A 25730-nucleotide genomic window follows, 5' to 3' on the forward strand; every position below is an offset into this window, starting at 1 on the left:
TCTTGAAACAAAAGGCTATGTCAACGTTAGCTGTTGCCCGGTCAGAGGCGTCAAACGGAGCGCCCCGTAGGAGCGAGCTTGCTCGCGAATCCGCGACATTCGCCAGCAAGCTGGCTCCTACAAGGGGCTCAGTCGGAGACAACGCTTGGTGCCGGCATAGCCAAACGAAAAGAGCAGCCGGGGCTGCTCTTTTGGTCACTGGCGCGTGCTCAGCGTTTCTGGGTCAGGTGCTTGCGCTCGAACTCGACGATGCGCTGGCGGTAATGCTCGATGGTTTGCGCAGTCATCACGCTACGTTGGTCGTCCTTCAGCTCGCCATTCAGTTCTTGGGACAGCTTGCGGGCAGCGGCCACCATCACATCGAAGGCCTGCTTCGGATGACGAGGGCCAGGCAGGCCGAGGAAGAAGCTGACGGCGCGGGTGCTGAAGTGGTCAATGTCGTCCAGGTCGAAGGTACCCGGCTTGACACCATTGGCCATGGAGAAAAGCACCTCGCCATTGCCCGCCATGCTTTCGTGACGATGGAAGATGTCCATCGAACCAAAACGCAGGCCACTTTCCAGGATGTTCTGCAGCAGAGCCGGGCCCTTGAAGCCATCGACGTCACGGGCGACCACGTTGATCACCAGCACTTCTTCGACTGGAACGTCCTGGGCTTCAGGCTGGGCCTTGGGATGCGACTTGCCATTCTTCTTGCCCTCATCGACGGGCGTCAGCAGGGTCGGCACTGGCTCGTCGAGGTTAAGGTCGCCTTGCTGCGGCTCGCCACGACGCTTGTTGAGATCGCGCGCACTCAGCGACGGCAGATCCTCCTCGTCCAGCGATGGCTCTTGATGCTGCTTGTCCTTGACCCGCACCGGGCCCAGCAGGTTTGGATCTTCTTCGTCATCCGGGGCATTGGACAAGCTGCGGTCCAGTTTGAACTTGAGCTTGCCTTTGCCGCCGCTCATGCGGCGCCAGCCATCGAACAGAATGCCGGCAATTACGATGATGCCAATGACGATCAGCCACTCGCGCAGACCGATATCCATGTAGTCCTGTATCCCCTGGTAAAAATGACAAAAGGTAAAGAAAGGACATCCCGTCCCCTGAAACGTGGCGCCCAACTCCATGTTCTGAATGGCGTTTTCCACGTGCAACAAATTTGGGCATTAAGCTAGCACGGCCAGCCCAGCAGAGAAACCTCTGATAGGGCCCTACACGGCATGATCGGTGAATTTGTCCCGAAGAACCTACGCACCTGCCGATCAGGCTTCAACCAACGACAAGGCCTCCTCCACGTCCACCGCCACCAGGCGCGAGCAACCCGGCTCGTGCATGGTCACGCCCATCAACTGGTCAGCCATTTCCATGGCGATCTTGTTGTGGGTGATATAGATGAATTGCACTTTCTCGGACATCTCCTTCACCAACCTTGCATAACGACCGACGTTGGCGTCATCCAGCGGGGCATCCACTTCATCCAGCATGCAGAAGGGTGCCGGATTGAGCTGGAAGATGGCGAAGACCAACGCCAGCGCAGTAAGCGCCTTCTCGCCACCGGAGAGGAGATGGATAGTGCTGTTTTTCTTGCCTGGCGGGCGCGCCATGATGGCGACACCGGTATCCAGCAGGTCTTCGCCGGTCAGTTCCAGATAGGCATGCCCGCCGCCGAAAACCTTGGGGAACAACGCCTGGAGGCCAGCGTTGATCTGGTCGAAGGTTTCCTTGAAGCGGTTGCGGGTTTCCTTGTCGATCTTGCGGATGACATTTTCCAGCGTCTCCAACGCCTCCACCAGGTCATCGTTCTGCGCGTCCAGGTAGCGTTTACGCTCGGATTGTTGTTGGTACTCGTCGATCGCCGCCAGGTTTATCGGCCCCAGACGCTGGATGCGCGCAGCAAGGCGCTCCAGCTCTTCTTCCCAACCGGCCTCGGTAGCCTCACCGGGTAAGGTGGCGAGCACGCCGTGCAGGTCGTAGCCATCTTCGTGAAGCTGGTCCTGCAGGGCCTTGCGGCGCACGCTCAGGGCCTGCCATTCGAGACGCTGCTGCTCCAGCTGGCCACGCAAGAGCTGCGATTGCTGCTCGGCCTGGGAGCGGCGTTTCTCGGCATCGCGCAGTTCGCGGTCGGCATCTTCCAGCGTCAATCTCGCCTGCTTCAATTCCTCTTCGACGCTCATGCGTTTTTCCAGCAGCTCTTCCAGCTTCATGCGCAGCTCCTCGAGCGGTGCGGCGCCCTCCTCCAGATTGAGGCTGAGCTGCTCGCGGCGCTCGTTGAGACGCTCGAACTGCAGGGCGAGGCGCTCCAGTGCCTGACGAGTGGAATCGTGCTGCGCCTTCAGCGAGCCGACTCGCACGGCCAACTGGTGGGCATGATCCTTGTGCTGCCGAGCTTCCTGACGGATGCGATCAAGCCGTTCGCGAAGGCCGTCACGCTGCGCCAATAGCTGCTCGCGCTGCTCGGTGTCGCTGGCCATGGCATCCAGGGCGTCTTGCAGGGTCAGGCGCGCTTCGCCCAACTGCTCGTGTTCGAGGGCGCGCTGCTCATCCAGTTCGCGCAGCTCATCCTCGAGGCGACGCCGACGCAGCGTCAGCTGCTCCATCTTGGCTTGCTGGGCAGAAAGTTGCGCCTTGAGCTCACCCTGGCTACGGGATTCTTCCTGCAACAGACGGCGTTGCTGCTCGCGGAATTCCTCTTGCTGGCGCTGACTGTCGCGCAATTGTTGCAGGCGCTCTTCAAGCAGCTCCAGCGAAGCCTCGCGCTCCTCGCGCTCGGCCTGTAGGCGCTCCAACTCCTGGCCACGCGCCAACAGCCCGCTCTCGGCCTCGCTGGCACGGCGCACGCGGAGGAAGTGGCGGCCAACCCAATAGCCATCGCGGCTGATCAGGCTTGCGCCCTCCCCCAGGCTCGCGCGCTGGGCCAATGCCTGGTCCAGGCTCTCCACCGGAATGACCTTGGCCAACCAGGGTGCCAGGTCGATCGGCGCTTCCACCTTGTCCAGCAACGCTCCAGGCGCTCTAGCTCCGCTATGTGCGGCGTCCACCAGGCGCAGCTCACCCTGGCTGAACCCGCTCAGGTCGAGGCCAGCGAAGTCGTCCAGCAGTACCGCTTGCAGATCGGCGCCCAGCACCGTTTCCACCGCCAGCTCCCAGCCCTGCTCGACGCGCAGACCTTCCGCCAAGCGCGGTCGCTCAGCCAGTTGTTGATCACGCAGCCATTCGGCAGCGCCCGTGCCGGGATTCAGTGCGGCCTGCTGCAGCGCCTCCAGAGACGCAATGCGCCCATTCAGACGTTGCAGCTCGCCCTGGGCCTGCTGTTGAGACTGGCCGGCCTGTTGCAGCTCTTCGCGTAACGTTTCGAGTTGCTCCACCAGTGCCAACTCAGCGACCTGAAGCTCCTCCAGACGCATGTCGCTGACAGCCAGTTGTTCGCTGAGATCAAGTACTGCGGCATCTTCCGGGTCGGCGGCCAGTTGGGCACGCTCATCGTTGAGCCGGCGCCCACGCTCGAGCAGGCGCTCCAGGCTCTGCTCCAACTGCTGGATGCGTGACTGCTGCACTTCGGCCTGGCGGCGCGGCTCGGCGCTGCGCTGGTTGAAGGCGTCCCACTGCTCCTGCCAGGCGTGCATGCCGCCCTCGGCCTCTTCGAGTTGGGCCGTGGCTTCTTCAGCGGCGGCGGCGCTCATTTCCTGCTCGGGGCCGAGCATGTCCAACTCTTCGCTGAGGGTGGCCAGCAAGGTGCGGTCGTGCCCGAGATGGGACTCGGTTTCCTGGCGCGAGCGCTCGGCATCACGCAAGTCATCCTGCAACTGGCGAAGCCGCTGCTGGCCGTGCTGGATACTCTGCTCGACGCGGGCAATATCGCCGCCCACGGAATAGAAGCGACCCTGCACCAGGTTGAAGCGCTCGGACAATTCATGGTGGCCGTCACGCAGGCGCTCGATGCTGGCATCGGCATTGCGCTGTTCGGCCACCAGAGCCTCGAAACTGACCTCCTGGTTGCCGATCACCGCTTCGCGCTGTCCGACCTGCTCATTCAGCGCACTCCACTTCAGTGCGGCGAGCTGGGCCTTGAGCTGGCGCTCCTCGGCCTTGTATTCCTGGTACTTCTCGGCGGACTGAGCCTGGCGATGCAGGCGCTCGAGCTGGCGCTCGAGCTCTTCGCGCAGGTCGGACAGGCGCGCCAGGTTTTCCTGGGTGCGGCGGATGCGGCTCTCGGTTTCGCGGCGGCGCTCCTTGTACTTGGAAATGCCGGCGGCTTCCTCGATAAAGTTGCGCAGGTCTTCGGGCTTGGCCTCGATCAGCTTGGAGATCATGCCCTGCTCGATGATCGAATAGCTGCGCGGCCCGAGGCCAGTGCCGAGAAAGATGTCGGTGATGTCACGACGACGGCACTTGGTGCCGTTGAGGAAATAGGTGTTCTGTCCATCGCGGCTGACGCGGCGGCGAATGGATATCTCGGCGAAAGCCGCGTATTCCCCAACCAGGCTGTTGTCGGAGTTGTCGAAGATCAGCTCGATACTGGCCTGGGCCACTGGTTTGCGGGTGTTGGAGCCGTTGAAGATGACGTCGGTCATCGACTCGCCGCGCAGGTTCTTCGCCGAACTCTCGCCCATCACCCAGCGTACGGCGTCGATTATGTTCGACTTGCCGCAGCCGTTGGGGCCGACCACGGCCGCCATGTTGCTGGGAAAGCTGACCGTCGTCGGGTCGACGAAGGACTTGAACCCGGCCAGCTTGATGCTCTTCAACCGCATCGGCGCGCCCTGCTCAACGCTCGGCCAGGGCTGCGAGCACCAGCCCGCAGTTCTGTTTGCCGTAACCGATCAGTACTTCTCGGATCCTGGCGGGATCGCGGGCAATGACCGCCTGCAGCAGCTCGGTGAACACCTCGATGAACTGCCCCATCTCGCCTTTACGACGCTCCAGGGCAATGTGGTAGGTGCGGCTGATGGCCGGCTGCAGGTTATCCAGGGTCTGCTGCAAGTACGGATTGTCGGCAAAAGGATAGGCGGCCTGCATGATCGAGAAACTGGCATCGACGAATGCATTGATGTCCTGCTTCAGCAAGCTATCGGCCAGACGTTGCTGGATGACCAGGAACGGCGCAAGATCGGCCTCGACTCGCCAGCGCTCGGCCACGGCATTGCCCAACAGGATGTAGAGCTCCATCACCAAGGTGTAGAGGCTACGCACATGCTGCGGGGTGAGCTCGGAGACCTGAGCACCGCGGCGCGGAAGGATATTGATCAAATGACGGCGCTCGAGGATCAGCAGCGCCTCGCGCACCGAACCGCGACTGACATTCAGCGACTGGGTGACTTTCTGCTCCTGAATGCGCTCCCGCTCCTTCAGCTCCCCGCGAATGATGCGTTCGGCCAGGTGGTGGGCAATCTGCTCAGCGAGGCTGTCCGGTGCCTTGAACGTCATGGTTTTCCTTCGAACTTGAAAACGGCTGCACAGTGCGCCGAGGGGTTTCCACGGCAACGCTCCAGCGCCGACAGTACTACGGGTACCGGCAGGGAATGCAAGAGCGTGCGGGGTGTTGCCAGGCGCTGTAGCAGAACGCGTACAGGCGGCGAAGTGTAACACAGGGTGTTATGGGCTAAAGGTGACCGGTCGCGAGGTTTCAAACCTGAAGACCGCGCGCGGAACGGGTCGACCGGCGCAATGATCGTCCGACAATCCAACATCAGTACGGGGCATCAGCTGACCCGATCGCAGCAGGCTTGCCCCCTTCCTCAATTGATGCCGCACCTGGCTCCATCAAGCCAAAGCCCCCTGCACGGGTAATGCTGTTCACATACGAAAAAACGCCGCTTTTCCTTCAGCAGGAGGGCAGCGTTTTTGGTTTTACATCATCACGAAGTTGTTTCTGTTGGGCAGGTATCTCTCGTAGGAGCGATCTCTGCTCGGGAACCTGCCTCCTTCGCGAGCAGAGCTCGCTCCTACGGGGCCTTCATACGGGCTGCGGGGTGGCAGACTGCTCCGAAGGCCGGCCACGCCCCTCCTCCTATGCGTTGCCGCCAATGCCTAAGTGAACAGCATTACCCTGCACGGGGGCTTTGGCGTTTCTACACTGTCAGATAGGTGGCACGAATTGCGCTTGCGCTTGATCTAGAGCGGGTACGTAGGGCTAATAACTGAAACACATGAATATTTCCTGACTCAAGAGTCAAATATTTATTGACCACAAAGTCAGACTTTCTTAAATTTGCCGCCATACGAGCCCTCGTAAAAACAATAAGTGCCTGGAGGTCGTCCTTGATCCAGTTTTTACTCAATCGGGAGCTGCGCACCGAGCATGCCCTCGACCCTAATGTCACGGTGCTCAACTACTTGCGTGAGCATGTCGGCAAACCCGGTACCAAAGAAGGCTGCGCCTCCGGCGACTGCGGTGCGTGCACCGTGGTGGTCGGCGAGTTGGAGGGCGATCGCGTCCGCTACCGCACCCTCAACTCCTGCCTGACCTTTGTCTCCTCGCTGCACGGTAAGCAGCTCATCACCGTCGAAGACCTCAAACACCAAGGTCAACTGCATTCCGTGCAGCAGGCCATGGTGGATTGCCACGGCTCGCAGTGCGGTTTCTGCACGCCGGGCTTCGTCATGTCGTTGTTTGCCTTGCAGAAGAACAGCAACGGCTACGACAAGGCGCAGACCATGGAAGCGCTGGCCGGCAACCTGTGCCGCTGCACCGGATACCGCCCGATCATCGATGCCGCCGAGCAGGCCTGCTGCCAGAAGCAGCCGGACCAGTTCGACGCCGCTGAAGCCCAGACCGTGGCCCAGCTGAAAGCCATCGCCCCGCGCGAAACCGCCGAACTGAACAGCGGCGACAAGCGCTGCCTGGTGCCACTGACCATTGCTGACCTGGCCGATCTCTACACCGCCAACCCGCAGGCGCGCCTGCTGGCCGGTGGCACCGACCTTGCCCTGGAAGTCACCCAGTTCCATCGCGAGCTGCCAGTGATGATCTACGTCGGCCATGTCGAGGCCATGAAACGCATCGACGAGACTGCTGAGCTCATCGAAATCGGCGCCGCCACCCCCTTGTCGGACTGCTACGAGACTTTGGCCCGGGAATACCCGGACTTCGGCGAGCTGCTGCACCGCTTCGCTTCCCTGCAGATCCGCAACCAGGGCACCCTGGGCGGCAACATTGGCAACGCATCGCCCATCGGCGATGCCCCGCCGCTGCTGATCGCGCTCGGAGCCGAGATCGTCCTGCGCAAAGGCAACCAGACTCGCATCCTGCCGTTGGACGAGTACTTCCTCGACTACAAGGTTACTGCCCGCCAGGAGGCCGAGTTCATCGAGAAGGTGCGCGTGCCGCGTGCCCGCAAGAACCAGGCATTCCGCGCCTACAAGGTGTCCAAGCGCCTGGACGACGACATCTCTGCCGTCTGCGCTGCCTTCAACCTGATCATCGAGAATGGCGTGGTGCGCAAGGCGCGAATCGCCTTCGGAGGCATGGCCGGGATTCCCAAGCGCGCCAGCGCCTGCGAGCAGTCCCTGATCGGCTCCGCCTGGTACCCGGGCACCATCGAGCGTGCCTGCGAAGCATTGGCCAAGGACTTCACCCCTCTGACGGACTTCCGCGCCAGCAAGGAATACCGTCTCCTGGCCGCGCAGAACCTCCTGCGCAAGTTCTTCCTCGAGCAGCAATCACCAGAAGTCGAGACCCGGGTGACCGCTTATGTCTAACAAACACCACATCAAAACCCAGGCCGAATTGGCGGAACTGTTCCGCGCTGACATCACCACTGGCGTCGGCCGCAGCGTGAAGCACGAAAGCGCGCCCAAGCACGTTACCGGCGAAGCGGTGTACGTCGACGACCGCCTGGAATTCCCCAACCAGCTGCACGTTTACGCCCGCATGAGCGACCGCGCCCATGCGCGCATCACGCGCATCGACACCACGCCCTGCTACCAATTCCCGGGCGTGGCCATCGCCATCACCGCTGAAGACGTTCCCGGCCAGCTGGACATCGGTCCGGTAGTCGCCGGCGACCCGCTGCTGGCGGACGGCAAGGTCGAGTATGTCGGTCAGGTGGTTCTCGCCGTGGGCGCCGACAGCCTGGAAACCGCACGCAAGGCAGCCATGGCGGCCATCGTCGAATACGAGGACCTGGAGCCGGTGCTCGACGTGGTCGATGCCCTGCACAAGAAACATTTCGTGCTCGACAGTCACCAGCACAAACGCGGTGACTCCAGCACAGCCCTGGCCAACTCGAAGAACCGTCTGCAAGGCAACCTGCACATCGGCGGTCAGGAGCACTTCTACCTGGAAACCCAGATCTCCTCGGTGATGCCTACCGAGGACGGCGGAATGATCGTCTACACCTCCACGCAGAACGCCACCGAGGTGCAGAAGCTGGTGGCCGAGGTGCTCGGCGTGCCAATGCACAAGATCGTCATCGACATGCGCCGCATGGGCGGTGGCTTCGGCGGCAAGGAGACCCAGGCCGCCGGCCCGGCCTGCCTGTGCGCGGTGATCGCCCATCTGACCAGGCGCCCGACCAAAATGCGCCTGCCGCGCATGGAAGACATGACCATCACCGGCAAGCGCCACCCCTTCTACGTCGAGTACGACGTGGGCTTCAACGACGATGGCCTGCTGACCGGCATCCAGCTGGAACTGGCCGGCAACTGTGGCTACTCCCCGGATCTGTCCGGCTCCATCGTCGACCGCGCAATGTTCCACTCGGACAACGCCTACTTCCTCGAACACGCCACCATCAACGGCCACCGCTGCAAGACCAATACTGCGTCCAACACGGCCTACCGGGGCTTTGGCGGTCCGCAGGGCATGGTTGCGATCGAGGAGATCATGGACGCCATTGCCCGCAATCTGGGCAAGGACCCGCTGGAGGTGCGCAAGCTCAACTACTACGGGAAGGACGAGCGCAACGTCACCCACTACTACCAGACCGTCGAGCACAACATGCTCGCCGAGATGACCGCCGAGCTGGAAGCCAGCAGCGAATACACCAAGCGTCGCGAGGAAATTCGCGCCTTCAACGCCAAGAGCCCGGTATTGAAGAAAGGCCTGGCAATGACACCGGTGAAATTCGGCATCAGCTTCACCGCCACCTTCCTCAACCAGGCCGGCGCACTGGTGCATATCTACACCGACGGGAGCATCCACCTGAACCACGGCGGCACCGAGATGGGCCAGGGGCTGAACACGAAAGTCGCCCAGGTGGTGGCCGAGGTGTTCCAGGTCGACATCTCGCGCATCCAGATCACCGCGACCAACACCGATAAGGTGCCCAACACGTCACCGACCGCGGCTTCCAGCGGTACCGACCTGAACGGCAAGGCCGCACAGAACGCAGCCGAGACCATCAAGCAACGCCTGGTGGAGTTCCTCGCCACCCACTTCAAGGTGACGGCCGAGGACGTCGAGTTCAAGAACGAGCAGGTTCGCGTGCGCGACCACTACCTCTCCTTCGAGGAAGTGATCCAGCTCGCCTACTTCAACCAGATCTCGCTCTCCAGCACCGGCTTCTACCGCACGCCGAAGATCTTCTACGACCGCGACAAGGCCAGTGGCCGCCCCTTCTATTACTTCGCCTACGGCGTCGCCTGCGCCGAAGTGATAGTCGACACCCTGACCGGCGAGTACAAGATGCTGCGCACCGACATCCTGCATGACGTTGGTGCCTCGCTGAACCCGGCCATCGACATCGGCCAGGTAGAGGGCGCATTCGTCCAGGGCATGGGCTGGCTGACCATGGAAGAGTTGGTGTGGAACGCCAAGGGCAAGCTGATGACCAACGGCCCGGCGAGCTACAAGATCCCGGCCATTGCCGACATGCCCATCGACCTGCGGGTGAAGCTGGTGGAAAACCGCAAGAACCCGGAGCAGACCGTGTTCCACTCCAAGGCCGTGGGCGAACCGCCGTTCATGCTCGGCATCGCCGTCTGGTGCGCCATCAAGGACGCCGTGGCCAGCCTCGGCGACTACAAGGCGCAGCCGCAGATCGATGCGCCGGCCACCCCTGAGCGCGTGCTCTGGGGCGTGGAACAGATTAGGAAATTGCAGCAACCGGCCACGGCCGCCGCCCAGGCGGAGACCGAACCGGCTTAACCCGTAGGAGCCAGCTTGCTGGCGAAGGTGATTCGCCAGCAAGCTGGCTCCTACATAGAAAAAAAACGGTGCAGAACAATGACAACACCCACCGAACGACCCAAGACAACGCAGCCCGACACTGACGCCGTGCTGCTGGAAACGCTGCCGGCCCCGGTCCGTCCCAAGGACGATTGGCGGCTGTCGCGCTCAACCAAGCCCCTGCACAGTTGGAGACTGAGTAAATGAGCTGGATCAGTACCCTTGCAGACCTGCAGCAGCGCGGCGAGCCCTGCGTCCTGGTGACCATCATCGAAGAGCGCGGCTCCACCCCGCGTAATGCCGGCTCGAAGATGGTCGTCACCGCTGATCGTATTTTCGAAACCATCGGCGGCGGCCACCTTGAGTTCAAGGCCATGGGAATCGCCCGCGAGATGCTCGAAAGCCGCAGCCAGGACACCCGCCTGGAGCGCTTCAGCCTGGGAGCCAGCCTGGGCCAATGTTGCGGTGGCGCCACCGTGGTGCTGTTCGAGCCCATGGGCCAGCCACAAGCCCACATCGCCGTGTTCGGCGCCGGCCACGTCGGTCGCGCCCTGGTTCCGCTGCTGGCCAGCCTGCCGTGCAAGGTGCGCTGGATCGACTCGCGGGAAAACGAGTTCCCCGAGCAGATTCCTGCTGGCGTCGAGAAGGTGATCAACGAGGAAGTCATCGACGAAATCGCCGACATGCCGGCGGGTAGCTACTACATCGTCATGACCCACAACCATCAGCTCGACCTCGAGCTGACTGCCGAGATTCTCAAGCGCAATGACTTCGCCTACTTCGGCCTGATCGGCTCGAAAACCAAGCGCGTCAAGTTCGAACACCGCCTGCGCGAGCGCGGCTTCCAGGCCGACGTGGTGCAGCGTATGCGCTGCCCCATGGGCATCGCCGAAGTCAAAGGCAAACTGCCGGTGGAGATAGCCATCTCCATCGCCGGCGAGGTAGTCGCGACTTACAACGCCAGCTTCGGCCAGGAAGTGAAGAAGGGCGAGACCGTCGCCAGGCTGATTCCCTCCTCCCGCCGCGAGCAAGCCTGACATTTTTCCCTTCTCCCTCCGGGAGGAGGTGGCGCAAAGCGCCGGATGAGGGAAGCCTCGCACTGCAGATGGGCGACCCTCCCTCACCCCTGCCCTCTCCCAGAGGGAGAGGGGATACAAGCCGAACCGAACACGATCTGAACGAGACCGATATGACCCGTCACGTAACCGCCTTCCGCTCCGCCATCCTGCACAGCATTGCCGACCCCGCCCAGGTGGGCATCGAACAGTCCTATCAGTATTTCGAGGATGGCCTGCTGGTCGTCGAGGACGGCCGTGTAGCCGCCGTGGGCAATGCCGAGGCTCTGCTGCCGACGCTGGCAGCAGGAACCGAGGTGCGCGAATACCACGATGCGCTGATCACCCCCGGCTTCATCGACACCCATATCCACTACCCGCAGACCGGCATGATCGCCTCCTATGGCGAACAGTTGCTGGACTGGCTGAACACCTACACCTTCCCCACCGAAAAACAATTCGCCGACAAGGCCCATGCAGCCGATGTCGCCGGCATCTTCCTCAAGGAACTGCTGCGCAACGGCACCACCACCGCCCTGGTGTTCGGCACCGTGCACAAGGAGTCGGTGGACGCCTTCTTCGAGGCCGCCCAGGCCCTGGATCTGCGGATGATCGCCGGCAAGGTGCTGATGGATCGCAATGCGCCGGACTACCTGACCGACACCGCCGAATCCGGCTACGCCGACAGCAAGGAGCTGATCGAGCGCTGGCACGGCAAGGGCCGCCTGCACTACGCGGTGACCCCGCGCTTCGCCCCCACCAGCACCCCGGAACAACTGGAGCTGGCCGGCAAGCTGTTCGCCGAATACCCGGGCCTGTACATGCACACCCACTTGTCCGAGAACCGCAAGGAAATCGAATGGGTGAAAGAGCTGTTCCCCGAGCGCAAGGGCTACCTGGACGTCTATGACCACTACAAGCTGATCGGCCAGCGCTCGGTGTTCGCTCACGGCGTGCACCTGTGTGACGACGAGTGCAAGCGCCTGGCGGAAACCGGCTCGGCCGTGGCCTTCTGCCCCACCTCCAACCTGTTCCTCGGCAGCGGTCTGTTCGACCTGCAGAAGCTGGAAGAACATGGCGTACGTGTGGGCCTGGGTACCGATGTCGGTGCCGGCACCAGCTTCTCCCAACTGCAATCGCTGAACGAGGCCTACAAGGTCATGCAGCTACAGGGCAAGAAGCTAGACCCTTTCAAGTCGCTGTACCTGGCGACCCTCGGCGGCGCCCGCGCGCTGTACCTGGATGACAGGATCGGCAACTTCCAGGCTGGCAAGGACGCGGACTTCGTGGTGCTCGACTACAAGGCCACTCCGCTGCTGGATTACCGACTGCAGCAGGCACGCAGCCTGGAGGAAAAGCTGTTCGCCCTGACCATCCTCGGCGACGATCGCACCGTGAAGGAAACCTTTGCGGCGGGACAGAGCGTGCATCAGCGGGGTTGAAAAGCCGGGGCCGCTTTGCGGCCCTTTGCACTGGCAACCGCTCGCCCAACAAGAAGCCCGCATCTGCGGGAAGGAGGCGGGTTCGCGAGCAGAGCTCGCTCCTACGAGAGATACCTGCCCAACAGAAACAACTGCGTGATGATGTAAAACCAAAAACGCCGCTCTCCTGCTGAAGGAAAAGCGGCGCTTTTTCTTATGTGAACAGCATTACCGCATCTGCGGGGCTTGTTGTTGGGACAAGTCAGGCGCTGCGCGGGCTGCTGCGCCCAGGCTTCTTCTTAGTCTGCAACAGGTGCGAGAACACCGCATGTAGGTCGTCCGACGCGCCCCCCTCGTCGAGGTTGAGCTTGTCGTCGATGTGATCCATGTGATGCATCATCAGCATCACCGCACGCTCGGCATCGCGGGACTCGATAGCGTCGATCAGGCGATTGTGCTCGTCGAAGGAACAGTGCGAGCGGCTGCCGCTTTCGTACTGGGCAATGATCAGCGACGTTTGTGACACCAGGCTGCGCTGGAAGCTCACCAGCGGAGCGTTCTTCGCCGCCTCGGCGAGCTTCAGGTGAAACTCGCCCGAAAGGCGAATACCGGCTCCACGGTCACCGCGGGAAAAGCAGGCCTGCTCCTCGTTGACCATCTGCCGAAGCTCCTGCAACTGCTCGACAGTAGCGTGCTCGACGGCCAGCTCGGTGATCGCGCGCTCTACCAGGCGGCGCGCGTAAAAGATCTGCCGCGCTTCTTCAACGCTGGGGCTGGCCACCACTGCGCCGCGGTTAGGCCTAAGCAGAACCACACCTTCGTGGGCCAGGCGGGAAAGCGCGCGGCGGATGATGGTTCGACTTACGCCGAAGATCTCACCCAGTGCTTCTTCACTGAGCTTGGTGCCGGGAGCCAGGCGTTGTTCGAGGATGGCATCGAAAATGTGTGCATAGACGACATCGTCTTGCGTGCCGCTGCGAGTGCTTTTGGCGATGCGCGGCTGCTTCTTGAGTGGCTGCAACTGTTCGTTCATGGGGGCTCGCGTGTGATAACAGCGGTCTACCGGGGCGTTCATTTGCCCCTCTCCACCACGGCTGAAGGGTAATTCAGCGCGGAGAACCAGGGAAAATTTACCAGATATTGTACACAATCAGAGTGCCTTGCACAGTTTCACCGCCACAAGAGCTCCATTCCTGACCAGTTGCACAGGTTTTTGGCGCTGTTCCCGCATTTACGGTCACGGCGCTCTCAACGGGCCGGGAAATCCCCCTCCGTTCTACATTTTTTTGTCATAAGACGCCGTCTCGCCCCATGCATTTGATGCTGTAGCACAAACTCGCTGACTCCCTCTCTCCTCCCATGCATTCCATCAAAGCATTGTTTTTAAAAGCTTTTTAATCAAAGCAAGCAACCGAATTGTCTCACCAAAAACTTGCCCTTCAAGTCAGAAATTCTGATTAGGATGATTTTCGCAACACTGAAAACATTATTTGTTTTTTTTGTATACAAAGGCATAATCGCGCCGTGAACTTCCTGACTCATGAGTCAACAAATCAAGGAAGCGCACCATGCCCGCACCTGCCTCAGAGAGTCCGGAGCCCACTCCAGGTTCTGGGTGATCAAAACAAAAGAATTGAGGAGTACCACGCCTGTGGAAAGCATCAAACAACAAGAACAAGGAACGTACGCTGCGCCCCCAACCACCAATGGGCTGCTAGAACGTCTTTTCAAGCTCAGCCTGCACCGCACCACCGTGAAGACCGAACTAGCCGCAGGTCTCACAACGTTCATCACCATGGCCTACATCATCTTCGTCAACCCCAACATCATGGCCGATGCTGGAATCGACCATGGTGCGGCCTTCGTCGCCACCTGCCTTGCAGCGGCTTTCGGCTGCTTCCTGATGGGTCTGTACGCCAACTGGCCCGTGGGCCTGGCGCCAGGCATGGGCCTTAACGCGTTTTTCACCTACACCGTGGTCAACACCATGGGCTACAGCTGGCAGATCGCGCTGGGTGCGGTGTTCCTTTCCGGCGTGCTGTTCATGATCCTGACCTTCTCGCGCATTCGCGAATGGCTGCTCAACAGCATCCCCAGCAGCTTGCGCTTTGCAATGGGCGCGGGGGTCGGGCTGTTCCTCGGGCTGATCGGCCTGAAGACCGCCGGCATCGTCGTCGCCCACCCGGCCACCCTGGTGCACATTGGCGACCTCACCTCTCCCGGTCCACTGCTGGCTGCCATCTGCTTCCTGATGATCGCGGTGCTGGAATACCGCCGCGTGTTCGGCGGTATCCTGATCAGCATCCTCACCGTCACCCTGATCGGCGTCGGCCTGGGCATCGTCAAGTTCGGCGGAGTGTTCTCCATGCCGCCGAGCCTGGCTCCGACCTTCCTGGCCATGGACATAACCGGTGCCTTCGAAGTGTCCATGATCAGCGTGATCCTGGCCTTCCTCTTCGTGCATATGTTCGACACCGCCGGCACCCTGATGGGCGTCGCCCAGCGCGCCAATCTGGTCCAGGAAGACGGCCGCATCGAGAACCTGTCCAGGGCCATGAAGGCTGACAGCGCCTCCAGCGTTTTCGGCGGCGTGCTCGGTGTTCCGCCGGTGACCAGCTATGTGGAAAGCGCCGCCGGCGTCGCCGCAGGTGGTCGCACCGGTCTGACTGCCGTGACCGTTGGCTTCCTGTTCATTGCCGCGATGTTCTTCGCCCCGCTGGCCGGCATGATCCCCGCCTACGCCACTGCCGGTGCACTGATCTATGTAGCCATGCTGATGATGGGCGGCATGGCCCACATCGACTGGAAGGAACACACCGAGACCATCCCAGCCATCGTCACTGTGATCATGATGCCGCTGACCTTCTCGGTCGCCGACGGCATCGCCCTGGGCTTCGTGACCTACGTGGCCATGAAGGCGTTCACGGGCAAGTACAAGGACGTGTCCATCAGTTTGTATGCACTGTGCGTGATCTTTGTAGCCAAGTTCATCTTCCTGTAAGCTCAGGTTCAGCTAGACCGGGCCCTGCCACGATGTGGCAGGGCCTTTTCATTTATCGAGGAGAGAGCCTGTGAGCCTGGAAACCTGGCTGCTTTACAGCAGCGCCGCGCTGATCGTCATCCTGATCCCCGGACCGCTGTCTTTGCTGATGGTCAGCAACAGCCTCAACTATGGTCTGCGACGCTCGACTCCGGCGTTTCTCGGCGGGGTTTCCGCCTCCATCTGCCTGCTCAGCGCTTCCGCCCTCGGCCTGGGCGCCCTGCTGCTGGCCTCGGAGAAGCTCTTCAGCGCCCTGAAGATCGTCGGCGCCCTTTATCTCTTCTATCTCGCCTGGCATAGCTGGCAAGAGTCGCGGCGCGCCGCCCAACAGGCCACCGCCGAAGAACAACCGGTGAACCCGGGCTTTCACGCCATGTTCTGGAAAGCCTTCGGCCTGGGCGCCAGTAACCCGAAAGACATCCTGTTCTTCGCCGCCTTCCTGCCGCAGTTCCTCAGCGCCGAGCGCCCATTGCCGACCCAGTTGCTGGTCATGATCGCCACCTGGGCCGTGCTGGACCTGGGCTGCAAGCTGTTCTACGGCCTGAGCGCCCAGAGCGCGGCCCGCTACCTGCGTTCGGGAAAAGGCCACGTCTGGTTCAACCGCACCAGCGCAGCGCTGTTCAGCGGTGCTGGCGCAGCTTCCTTGTTATCACGCTGAGCTTTTCCACTGTCGGGGCGGCGGGAGCACATTCCGCCCCCACCCGCCCGCCCCCCCACAAGGGCATGGCGGATTTCCGCCAAAAATCATCTAAACCACGGCGGCATTCCGCCACCAATTACCTCCAAGCTCTTCCGATTCGCCCCTCTTGCCCGCATCAGCTCTGGGCCTCGCGCCTCTGGCATGTTGCTTGCCATTGCTTCGTCAGCGAGCCAACAAGAACAAGCCCAGCCGCGCATAATCTCCACCTGACCGTGCCAAGGCATGGTTGCCGCCTAGACTTCCTCTTGTTGCTTCGCCAATACAGCGCCCCTGCGCTTTACTCAGCCAAGAACAATAAGAGGATGCACCAATGTTCAAACCTGCTCTGAAAGCACTCGCCTGCGCACTCGCACTGGGCGCTGCCGGCCTCGCCCAAGCAGCTGACCCGATCGTGATCAAGTTCTCCCACGTGGTGGCGGAACACACTCCGAAGGGGCAAGGCGCCTTGCTGTTCAAGAAGCTCGCGGAAGAACGACTGCCCGGCAAAGTGAAGGTCGAGGTCTACCCCAACTCCTCGCTGTTCGGTGACGGAAAGGAAATGGAAGCCCTGCTGCTCGGCGACGTGCAGCTGATCGCGCCCTCCCTGGCGAAGTTCGAGCAGTACACCAAGCAGGTGCAGCTGTTCGACCTGCCCTTCCTGTTCAACGACATCCAGGCCGTAGACCGCTTCCAGCAAAGCCCGGATGGCCAGGCCCTGCTCAAATCCATGGAAAGCAAGAACATCACCGGCCTTGGCTACTGGCACAACGGCATGAAACAGCTGTCCGCCAACAAGCCATTGCGCGAACCCAAGGATGCCCGCGGCCTGAAGTTCCGCGTTCAGGCCTCCGCCGTGCTGGAGGAGCAGTTCAAGGCTGTGCGTGCCAACCCGCGCAAGATGAGTTTCGCCGAGGTCTATCAGGGCCTGCAGACCGGCGTGGTCAACGGTGCCGAGAACCCCTGGTCGAACATTTACTCGCAAAAAATGCACGAGGTGCAGAAGTACATCACCGAGTCCAACCATGGCGTACTGGACTACATGCTGATCACCAACACCAAGTTCTGGACTGGACTGCCAGCCGACGTTCGCAGCGAGCTGGAAAAGATCACTCAGGAAGTTTCAGTCGAAGTAAACAAACAGGCCGAAGCCCTCAATCAGGGCGACAAGCAGCGCATCATCGAGGCCAAGACCAGCGAAATCATTGAACTCACCCCCGAGCAGCGCAACGAATGGCGCGAGGCCATGAAGCCGGTGTGGAAGAAGTTCGAGGGCGAGATCGGCCCTGACCTGATCAAGGCCGCTGAAACCGCCAACCAGGCTCAATGATCCGCACGCCACCGGGGCTGGCTCTGCCCGCCCCTCGCGGCACGACGCTTCAGCCATCGGGAGATGCCATCCATGAACGCCTTGCGGCGCGTCTGGGACCACTTCGAGGAAGCCTTCATCGCCTTCCTCATGGCGGCCATGACGCTGGTGACCTTCGTCTACGTCATCCTCAACAATCTTTACACCCTGTTCTACAACCTCGCTGACCGCTGGGAAGCCGCCAGCGATACGCTCTTCGCCATCGGCGACAGTATCCTCGCCATGGCCCAGGCCATGACCTGGAGCAACTCGCTGACCAAGGCGCTGTTCGCCTGGCTGATCTTCTTCGGTCTCGCCTACGGTGTGCGCACTGCTGGCCACATTGGCGTCGACGCGTTGGTCAAGCTCACGCCTCGGCGAGTCCAGCGCCTCATCGGCATCATCGCCTGCCTCTGCTGCCTGGGTTACGCCGGCCTGCTCAGCGTAGCCAGCTTTGAGTGGGTGCAGACCCTGTTCACCGCAGCCATAGGCGCCGAAGACCTGGGCCACTATGGCGTGCAGCAATGGCACATCGGCCTGATCGTGCCGCTGGGCTTCGCCATGGTGTTCATCCGATTCGCGGAGATCCTCGTACGCCTCCTGCAGAATCGCCAGACGGGCCTGGGCCTGGCCGATGAGGCGGCCGAAGTGCTCAAGCTGACCGAACACGACGAGCCGCACAAGGAAGACAAGCCATGACCGTCCTGTTCCTCTTCTTCCTGCTGTTCCTGCTGATGTTCATCGGCGTGCCCATTGCCATCTCCCTCGGCCTCGCGGGCTCGATGACCATCATCCTGTTCAGCCCCGACTCGGTCCGCTCATTGGCGATCAAGCTCTTCGAGACCTCCGAGCACTACACGTTGCTAGCCATTCCCTTCTTCCTGCTGGCCGGCGCCTTCATGACCACCGGGGGGGTGGCTAAACGCCTGATCGACTTCGCCAACGCCTGCGTCGGCCATATTCGGGGCGGCCTGGCAATCGCCGCCGTGCTGGCCTGCATGCTGTTCGCTGCACTTTCCGGCTCTTCACCCGCCACGGTGGCAGCCGTCGGCTCGATCGCCATCGCCGGCATGGTCCGCTCCGGCTATCCGCAGGCGTTCGGCGCTGGCATTGTCTGCAACGCGGGCACCCTGGGCATCCTCATCCCGCCATCGATCGTCATGGTGGTTTATGCCGCCGCCACCGAAACCTCGGTGGGCAAGCTGTTCATGGCCGGCGTCGTGCCTGGGATCATGCTCGGGGCGGTGCTGATGATCGCGATCTACATCGTCGCCGTGAAGAAGAACCTGCCCGCCCTGCCCCGCGCGACCTTCCGCGAGTGGCTCTCCGCAGCACGCAAGGCTATCTGGGGTCTGCTGCTGATGCTGATCATCCTCGGCGGCATCTACTCCGGGATGTTCACACCCACGGAAGCGGCGGCTGTGGCCGCAGTGTATTCGGCCTTCATCGCCCTGTTCGTCTACAAGGACATGACCCTGAGCGAAGCGCCGAAGGTGCTGCTGGAGTCCGGCAAGCTGTCCATCATGCTGATGTTCATCATCGCCAACGCCATGCTCTTCGCCCACGTGCTGACGACCGAGCAGCTACCGCAACAGATCACCGCCTGGGTGATTGACGCAGGCCTGACACCAGTGACTTTCCTGCTGGTGGTGAACATCGTGCTGCTGATCGCCGGAGCGTTCATGGAGCCATCGGCGATCATCCTGATTCTGGCGCCCATCCTGTTCCCCATCGCCACGAAGTTGGGTATCGACCCCATCCACCTCGGCATCATCATGGTGGTGAACCTGGAGATTGGCCTGGTAACCCCACCTGTAGGCCTGAACCTCTTCGTCACTTCGGCGGTAACCGGCATGCCCCTCACCCGGACCATCCATGCAGCCATGCCCTGGTTGATGATCCTCCTGGCATTCCTGGTCCTGGTCACCTACGTGCCCTGGATATCGCTAGTACTGCCGAACTGGCTGGGCATGACCTGATCCCTTGCGCATCTCCCCGTGATGCGTTTCAGCCCGGCCTTGTGCCGGGCTTTTTTATGGTTCTTCGCAGAATCTGGGAGAAGAGCGAGTTGACAGTCGGGGAAGCGGGTAAATTGGCAATCGCCAAACATCCCAACCCCCACCCCCTGCTATCGCCGTGCATCCTATTGATCTTGCCCCTTTCTGGCCGGGCTACGAGGTCGTCGCCTGTCGCCAATCCACTCACGACACCCTGCTGATCAGTCTTGAACCGCAAACCGAGCGCTTACCGATTTGCGGCCGCTGTGCCAAACCCAACCTGTGGATCCACGAGCAGCAGCACATCCGCCAGGTGCGGGATCGTGACCTGCAGGATCAGCGCGTCCTGCTACAACTGCCGGTGCGTCGCGTGCGGACGCGTATCCGAGCGGATCGACTGTCTGGCGCCGGCTTCCCGCCTTCTCCGGAAAGCAGCCTGCAACACCTCCTTGGCGGACTTGTCGGGCGGAGTGACACATCGAAGGCGCGCGAAACCTTGTAGGAGCCAGCTTGCTGGCGAATGGCGCATGTTCGCCAGCAAGCTGGCTCCTACAGAGAGAGTACCGGCTATCCGGCTGTCAACTCGCCTCTCCCCCAGATTCCGCGATGAACCTTTTTTATAATTGGGCGTGGCAGTGTGCGCGGGCGCCCTGGTTTTTCTCAGACAAAAAAAGCCCGCAGTGTGAGCGGGCTAGAAGGACTCGTTGAGTCGAGGGTAACGAGAACCGTAATACTAGCTGCCCCGATACGTGGAGTAACTGTAGGGCGAAATCAGCAGCGGCACGTGGTAGTGATCCTGCTCGGCGGAAATGCCAAAGCGCAGCACTACGACATCCAGGAAAGCGGGCTCAGGCAGCTTCACCCCACGGGCGCGGTAGTAATCTCCGGCATGGAAGTGCAACTGATAGACGCCGCTCTGGTAGTCGGCGCCCTGCAGCAGAGGCGTATCGCAGCGGCCGTCATCGTTGGTGTTGGCGGTGGCAACCAGCTCCATGCCTGCGCCTTCTACGCGGTAGAGCTCGATCTTGATGTCACGGCCAGGGCAGCCGTGGGCGGCATCCAATACATGCGTGGTCAAACGTCCCATTGCTCGCTGGGCGCCTTCAGGGCCGGTCGATCAGGCCGCTGGCGAGACGCCACACCTCCTCTGCTTGTTGAAATCGGTGCATGGACAGGGCCGAAAGCCCTGGTTCGGTGCGCAGAATAACATGCGCCCAATGAAATGTAAGACACAAACAAAGAAAATTGTACACAATATCAACCTCCAATCCGAATACCTCACCCGAGGTATAGCCGATCTTTGGTTTGCGAGTGGAAAGGCCAGGTTCCGGGCTTTACGCCACCATGACTTGACCGATCGGGCAAGTTTCTTGCTTGGACAGGCGGTAACGAATTTGGCAAAGTTTTGATTTACAAAACGCAAATCAATTTGTATACAATCACCCCATCCGTGATCGCACCTCCATTCCAGGACGGCGATGACCGTCCAACAGACTAGAAAGGAAGACTGCAGTGAGCGCTGATTACCCACGCGACCTGATCGGTTATGGCAACAACCCTCCGCATCCGCAATGGCCGGGTGAGGCCCGTATCGCGTTGTCCTTCGTGCTGAACTACGAGGAAGGTGGCGAACGCAACATTCTCCATGGCGACAAGGAGTCCGAAGCCTTCCTGTCCGAAATGGTTGCCGCCCAGCCGCTGCAAGGCGCGCGCAACATGAGCATGGAGTCTTTATACGAATATGGCAGCCGTGCTGGCGTCTGGCGTTTGCTCGACCTGTTCAAGCGTCATGACATTCCGCTGACCATCTTCGCCGTGGCCATGGCTGCGCAACGCCATCCCGACGTGATCCGCGCCATGGTCGAAGCCGGCCACGAGATCTGCAGCCACGGCTACCGCTGGATCGACTACCAGTACATGGACGAGGCCCAGGAGCGCGAGCACATGCTCGAGGCCATCCGCATCCTCGCCGAACTGACCGGAGAGCGCCCGGTGGGCTGGTACACAGGCCGCACCAGCCCCAATACCCGTCGCCTGGTGATGGAGGAAGGCGGCTTCCTCTATGACTCCGACACCTATGACGATGACCTGCCCTACTGGGAACCCAACAACCCCACTGACAAGCCGCACCTGGTTATCCCCTACACCCTGGATACCAACGACATGCGCTTCACCCAGGTGCAGGGCTTCAACAAGGGCGACGACTTCTTCCAATACCTGAAGGACGCGTTCGACGTGCTTTACGCCGAAGGTGCCGCTGGCGCGCCGAAGATGCTGTCGATCGGCATGCATTGCCGCTTGCTGGGCCGTCCGGCACGCATCGCCTCCCTGGCGCGTTTCATCGACTACGTGAAGGGCCATGAGAAAGTCTGGTTCGCCCGCCGCGCCGACATCGCCCGCCACTGGCACGCCACCCACCCTTTCAAAGAGCAAGCGAAATGAGCCGCTTCCAGACCTGCACTCCGTCCTGCCTGTCCCGCGAGGCCTTCGTCACGACCTTCGCCGACATCTACGAGCACTCGCCCTGGGTAGCCGAGAAGGCCTTCGACCTGGGTCAGGACACCAGCATCGACGACATCGACGGCCTGCATCAGCGCATGGCCGACCTGTTGCTCAGCGCCAGCCATGAAGCCCAGCTGGCGCTGATCAACGCTCACCCGGACCTGGCTGGCAAGGCCGCCGTTCGTGGCGAGTTGACTGAAGCCAGCACCTCCGAACAGGCCGGTGCCGGCATCCACCAATGCACGGCTGAAGAGTTCGCTCGCTTCACCGCGCTGAACGACGCCTACAAGGCCAAGTTCGGGTTTCCTTTCATCATGGCGGTGAAAGGCAGCAACCGGCACCAGATCCTGGCGGCATTCGAGGAGCGCATCCACAACTCCCCCGAAGCCGAGTTTTCCAGGGCGTTGGTCGAGATCAACAAGATCGCGCTGTTCCGTCTGCAGCAAATGTAAGTCGCAGGCGCACCGCTCCCTCCATATCGCCCTCAATTCAAGGCAGACAAAACAGATGAAAAGCTACGCCGTCCCGTTCGAGAAATACGTCAACCTCGCCGACGCCCGTCTCGGCACCAAGGCCATCTTCGTCACCGACGACTGGTTCGCTGACGTAAACCGACTGTTCCAGCCGACTCCGGCTGTCTGGAAGGAGGGCGTTTTCGATGATAACGGCAAGTGGATGGACGGCTGGGAATCCCGCCGTAAGCGTTTCGAAGGCTACGACTACGCCGTAATTCGCCTGGGCGTACCGGGCTCGATCAAGGGCGTGGACATCGATACCAGCCACTTCACCGGCAACTTCCCGCCGTCCGCCTCGCTGGAAGGTTGCTTCGTCGCAGAAGGCGACCCGACCGACGCTACCGAGTGGACCGAAGTACTGCCGTCCGTGGAGCTGAAGGGCAACAGCCACCACTACCACGAAATCGCCAACGCGCAGGCCTTCACTCACCTGCGGTTCAACATCTATCCCGACGGTGGCGTGGCCCGCCTGCGCGTGTACGGTATCCCGTTCCGCGACTGGTCCGCGATCGGCGACAACGAGCAGGTCGACCTGGCAGCAGCGCTGAATGGTGGTCGCGCCCTTGCCTGCTCCGACGAGCACTTCGGCCGCATGGGCAACATCCTCAACCCGGGCCGTGGCATCAACATGGGCGATGGCTGGGAAACCGCCCGTCGCCGTACCCCGGGCAACGACTGGGTGATCGTCGCCCTGGGCCATCCGGGCGAAATCGAGCGTATTGTGGTGGATACCCTGCACTTCAAGGGCAACTACCCGGACAGCTGCTCGATCCAGGCGGCCTACGTCAAAGGCGGCACCGACAGCCAGATCGAGACCCAGAGCCTGTACTGGCGCGAGCTGTTGCCGAGCCAGAAACTCTCGATGCACGCCGAGCATGAGTTCGCCGAGCAGATCAGAGCCCTTGGCCCGGTGACCCACGTGCGCCTGAACGTGTTCCCGGACGGTGGCGTAAGCCGTCTGCGCCTGTTCGGCAAGGTGGCGAAGTAAGCGTTTGACCCTTTCTCCCGCTGGGAGAAGGTGCCCCTAAGGGGCGGATGAGGGATGCTCCGTGCAAGGCACGGCGTCCCTTACCCCTGCCCCCTCTCCCGGAGGGAGGGGGGGATGAACTGAACTGAACAAGTAGAACAGCCATGCGTACCCTGAAGATCGAGCCCCTGACCAAAGAAGCCTTCGCCCCCTTCGGAGATGTGATCGAAACCGAAGGCAGCGAATACTTCATGATCAACAACGGCTCCACCCGCCGCTACCACAAGCTGGCAACCGTGGAGACCGCGCAGCCGGAGGATCGGGCGATCATCAGCATTTTCAGCGCCGAGTCCCTGGAAATGCCGCTACGCATACGCATGCTGGAGCGCCATCCGCTGGGCAGCCAAGCGTTCATACCGCTGCTCGGCAACCCCTTTCTGGTCGTGGTCGCGCCACTTGGCGATGTACCTGTACCGGGCTTGGTCCGTGCCTTCCTCAGCAATGGCAGGCAGGGCGTTAATTACCATCGCGGCGTCTGGCACCACCCGGTGCTGACGATCGAAAAGCGGGATGACTTCCTGGTGGTTGATCGCAGTGGTTCCGGGAACAACTGCGACGAGCATTACTTCACTGAGGACGAGCAACTGCTCCTCGACCCCCACCACTAATAAGAGAAGCCCAACGATCGGCGTGCCGGTCGGCGGGAAAGAGGTAACAACTGTGGAAGCACATTTGACCGAATGGCTGAACCTGAGCATCCGCTGGGTTCACATGATCACCGGCATCGCCTGGATCGGCGCATCCTTCTATTTCGTCTGGCTGGAGAACAACCTCAACCGCAAGAACCCGCGCGATGGGCTCTCGGGTGACCTCTGGGCTATCCACGGTGGTGGCATCTACCACCTGGAGAAATACAAGCTCGCCCCGCCGAAAATGCCGGACAACCTGCACTGGTTCAAATGGGAGGCCTATTTCACCTGGCTGTCGGGCGTTGCCCTGCTGACCGTGGTGTTCTACCTGAACCCGACCTTGTACCTGATCGCCCCCGGTAGCGACCTGGCCCCCGCAGCTGCCATCGCCATCGGCGTCGGCGCACTAATCGCTGGCTGGTTCATCTATGACTTCCTGTGCGACTCGCCGCTGGGCAAGACCCCTGCCCTGCTCGGCCTCGTACTGTTCGTACTGATCGTCGGCGCCTCCTGGGGCTTCACCCAGGTATTCAGCGGCCGTGGCGCGTACATCCATGTCGGCGCCCTGATCGGCACCATCATGGTCGGCAACGTGTTCCGCATCATCATGCCGGCCCAGCGCGCGCTGGTTAAGGCAATCGAAGAGAACCGCACTCCGGACCCGGTGCTTCCGGCCAAAGGCTTGCTGCGCTCGCGCCACAACAACTACTTCACCCTGCCGGTGCTGTTCATCATGATCAGCAACCACTTCCCGAGCACCTATGGCAGCCAATACAACTGGCTGATCCTGGCCGGGATCGCGGTGATCGCAGTGTTGGTACGTCACTACTTCAACACCCGCCACGACAGCAACAAGTTCGCCTGGACCCTGCCGGCCGGCGCCCTGGGCATGATCTGCCTGGCCTTCGTCACCGCGCCCAACTACAAGCAAGCCGAACCGAGCCTGGCTGTAGAGCACAGCAACGAAGCCGCAGCATCTGCGACCAGCGAAACGCCGGCTGCTGCTGCCCAGCAATCTGCTGCACCTGCTGCTGCACCTGCCCAGACCAGCAATGGCTCCACCAGCTTTGACAAGGTCCATAGCGTCATCCAGGAACGCTGCACTGTCTGCCATTCAGCCAAACCCACCAGCCCGATGTTCACCGCGGCACCGGGTGGTGTGATGCTGGACACTCCGCAGCAGATCCAGATGCTCGCTCCGAAAATCCAGGCCCAGGCTGTTGCTAGTCAGATCATGCCACTGGGCAACATCACCCAGATGACTCAGGAAGAGCGTGACCTGATCGGCCGCTGGATTGCCCAAGGCGCCAAGACCCAGTAAGCGATACCACGGCGGGTCCTGACCCCAAGCAGGACCCGTTTTCAATAAGCCTGCCTCAAGGCGGGCTTCTTTTTACCAGCAGTACCCCGGCTGGGCAGGACTGGCC

General features: G+C 61.4%; 19 protein-coding genes and 1 pseudogene. 15 read left to right on the forward strand and 5 right to left on the reverse strand.

Annotation, left to right across the window (positions count from 1 at the left end; genetic code table 11):
- Positions 1–209 precede the first annotated feature (209 nt).
- From zipA to J7302_RS09490, 3 genes are all read right to left on the reverse strand, one after another.
- A complete protein-coding gene (gene zipA / locus J7302_RS09480) occupies positions 210–1031 on the reverse strand; it encodes a cell division protein ZipA (protein WP_215373089.1) in 822 nt (273 codons plus the stop codon).
- A gap of 216 nt (positions 1032–1247) precedes the next feature.
- Positions 1248–4736 (reverse strand): chromosome segregation protein SMC, encoded by a 3489-nt coding sequence (gene smc / locus J7302_RS09485; RefSeq protein ID WP_215373091.1) that lies wholly within the window; start codon positions 4734–4736, stop codon positions 1248–1250.
- A 13-nt stretch (positions 4737–4749) separates the two neighbouring features.
- Complete coding sequence (locus tag J7302_RS09490; protein ID WP_215373094.1) at positions 4750–5409, reverse strand: GntR family transcriptional regulator; 660 nt, start codon at positions 5407–5409, stop codon at positions 4750–4752.
- Positions 5410–6243: 834 nt separating this feature from the next.
- Between J7302_RS09490 and xdhA the strand changes: the two genes are divergently transcribed.
- The 4 genes from xdhA to guaD all read left to right on the forward strand — a co-directional run bounded on the left by xdhA (position 6244) and on the right by guaD (position 12590).
- Complete coding sequence (gene xdhA, locus J7302_RS09495) at positions 6244–7683, forward strand: xanthine dehydrogenase small subunit (protein ID WP_215373098.1); 1440 nt, start codon at positions 6244–6246, stop codon at positions 7681–7683.
- The gene (gene xdhB, locus J7302_RS09500; RefSeq protein ID WP_215373101.1) at positions 7676–10072 is read left to right on the forward strand and encodes a xanthine dehydrogenase molybdopterin binding subunit; all 2397 of its coding nucleotides are present in this window, start codon (positions 7676–7678) and stop codon (positions 10070–10072) included. The genes xdhA and xdhB overlap by 8 nt, the downstream gene beginning before the upstream one ends.
- 224 nt (positions 10073–10296) lie before the next feature.
- Entirely contained in the window at positions 10297–11130 is an 834-nt protein-coding gene (gene xdhC, locus J7302_RS09505) for a xanthine dehydrogenase accessory protein XdhC (protein ID WP_215373104.1), read from the forward strand.
- 152 nt (positions 11131–11282) lie between these two features.
- The gene (gene guaD / locus J7302_RS09510) at positions 11283–12590 is read left to right on the forward strand and encodes a guanine deaminase (RefSeq protein ID WP_215373107.1); all 1308 of its coding nucleotides are present in this window, start codon (positions 11283–11285) and stop codon (positions 12588–12590) included.
- A gap of 241 nt (positions 12591–12831) precedes the next feature.
- Here the strand turns inward: guaD and J7302_RS09515 are convergent, their stop codons facing one another.
- Positions 12832–13602 (reverse strand): GntR family transcriptional regulator, encoded by a 771-nt coding sequence (locus tag J7302_RS09515; protein WP_215373110.1) that lies wholly within the window; start codon positions 13600–13602, stop codon positions 12832–12834.
- 618 nt (positions 13603–14220) lie between these two features.
- Here J7302_RS09515 and J7302_RS09520 point away from each other — a divergent pair.
- The 6 genes and pseudogenes from J7302_RS09520 to J7302_RS09545 form a co-directional block, all read left to right on the forward strand.
- Entirely contained in the window at positions 14221–15570 is a 1350-nt protein-coding gene (locus J7302_RS09520; protein WP_215373112.1) for an NCS2 family permease, read from the forward strand.
- Between the two features lie 70 nt (positions 15571–15640).
- Positions 15641–16267, forward strand: a complete 627-nt coding sequence (locus J7302_RS09525) for a LysE family translocator (protein ID WP_215373115.1) — start codon at positions 15641–15643, stop codon at positions 16265–16267.
- A 352-nt stretch (positions 16268–16619) separates the two neighbouring features.
- Positions 16620–17615 carry a C4-dicarboxylate TRAP substrate-binding protein DctP gene (dctP, locus tag J7302_RS09530; RefSeq protein ID WP_215373118.1) on the forward strand — a complete coding sequence of 332 codons (996 nt, stop codon included), beginning with the start codon at positions 16620–16622 and terminating at the stop codon, positions 17613–17615.
- Between the two features lie 72 nt (positions 17616–17687).
- Entirely contained in the window at positions 17688–18332 is a 645-nt protein-coding gene (locus J7302_RS09535; RefSeq protein WP_215373121.1) for a TRAP transporter small permease, read from the forward strand.
- Positions 18329–19612 carry a C4-dicarboxylate TRAP transporter large permease protein DctM gene (gene dctM, locus J7302_RS09540; protein ID WP_215373125.1) on the forward strand — a complete coding sequence of 428 codons (1284 nt, stop codon included), beginning with the start codon at positions 18329–18331 and terminating at the stop codon, positions 19610–19612. Before J7302_RS09535 ends, dctM begins: the two co-directional genes overlap by 4 nt.
- A gap of 157 nt (positions 19613–19769) precedes the next feature.
- Positions 19770–20061, forward strand: a pseudogene (locus J7302_RS09545) (ISL3 family transposase); the annotation flags it as partial.
- Positions 20062–20363: 302 nt separating this feature from the next.
- Here J7302_RS09545 and uraH read toward each other — a convergent pair.
- The gene (gene uraH, locus J7302_RS09550) at positions 20364–20717 is read right to left on the reverse strand and encodes a hydroxyisourate hydrolase (RefSeq protein ID WP_215373148.1); all 354 of its coding nucleotides are present in this window, start codon (positions 20715–20717) and stop codon (positions 20364–20366) included.
- 425 nt (positions 20718–21142) lie between these two features.
- On the opposite strand from uraH, the gene puuE reads away from it, so the two are divergent.
- The 5 genes from puuE (at position 21143) to J7302_RS09575 (ending at position 25624) form a co-directional block, all read left to right on the forward strand.
- The gene (puuE, locus tag J7302_RS09555; protein ID WP_215373168.1) at positions 21143–22072 is read left to right on the forward strand and encodes an allantoinase PuuE; all 930 of its coding nucleotides are present in this window, start codon (positions 21143–21145) and stop codon (positions 22070–22072) included.
- Positions 22069–22584 carry a 2-oxo-4-hydroxy-4-carboxy-5-ureidoimidazoline decarboxylase gene (uraD, locus tag J7302_RS09560; RefSeq protein WP_215373171.1) on the forward strand — a complete coding sequence of 172 codons (516 nt, stop codon included), beginning with the start codon at positions 22069–22071 and terminating at the stop codon, positions 22582–22584. Before puuE ends, uraD begins: the two co-directional genes overlap by 4 nt.
- Positions 22585–22639: 55 nt before the next feature.
- Positions 22640–23635 (forward strand): allantoicase, encoded by a 996-nt coding sequence (gene alc, locus J7302_RS09565; RefSeq protein ID WP_215373174.1) that lies wholly within the window; start codon positions 22640–22642, stop codon positions 23633–23635.
- A 143-nt stretch (positions 23636–23778) separates the two neighbouring features.
- A complete protein-coding gene (locus J7302_RS09570; protein WP_215373177.1) occupies positions 23779–24282 on the forward strand; it encodes an ureidoglycolate lyase in 504 nt (167 codons plus the stop codon).
- Positions 24283–24334: 52 nt separating this feature from the next.
- Positions 24335–25624 carry a urate hydroxylase PuuD gene (locus J7302_RS09575; RefSeq protein ID WP_215373181.1) on the forward strand — a complete coding sequence of 430 codons (1290 nt, stop codon included), beginning with the start codon at positions 24335–24337 and terminating at the stop codon, positions 25622–25624.
- Positions 25625–25730 lie beyond the last annotated feature (106 nt).

Source organism: Metapseudomonas boanensis (genome assembly GCF_018704125.1).
GTDB lineage: Bacteria > Pseudomonadota > Gammaproteobacteria > Pseudomonadales > Pseudomonadaceae > Metapseudomonas > Metapseudomonas boanensis.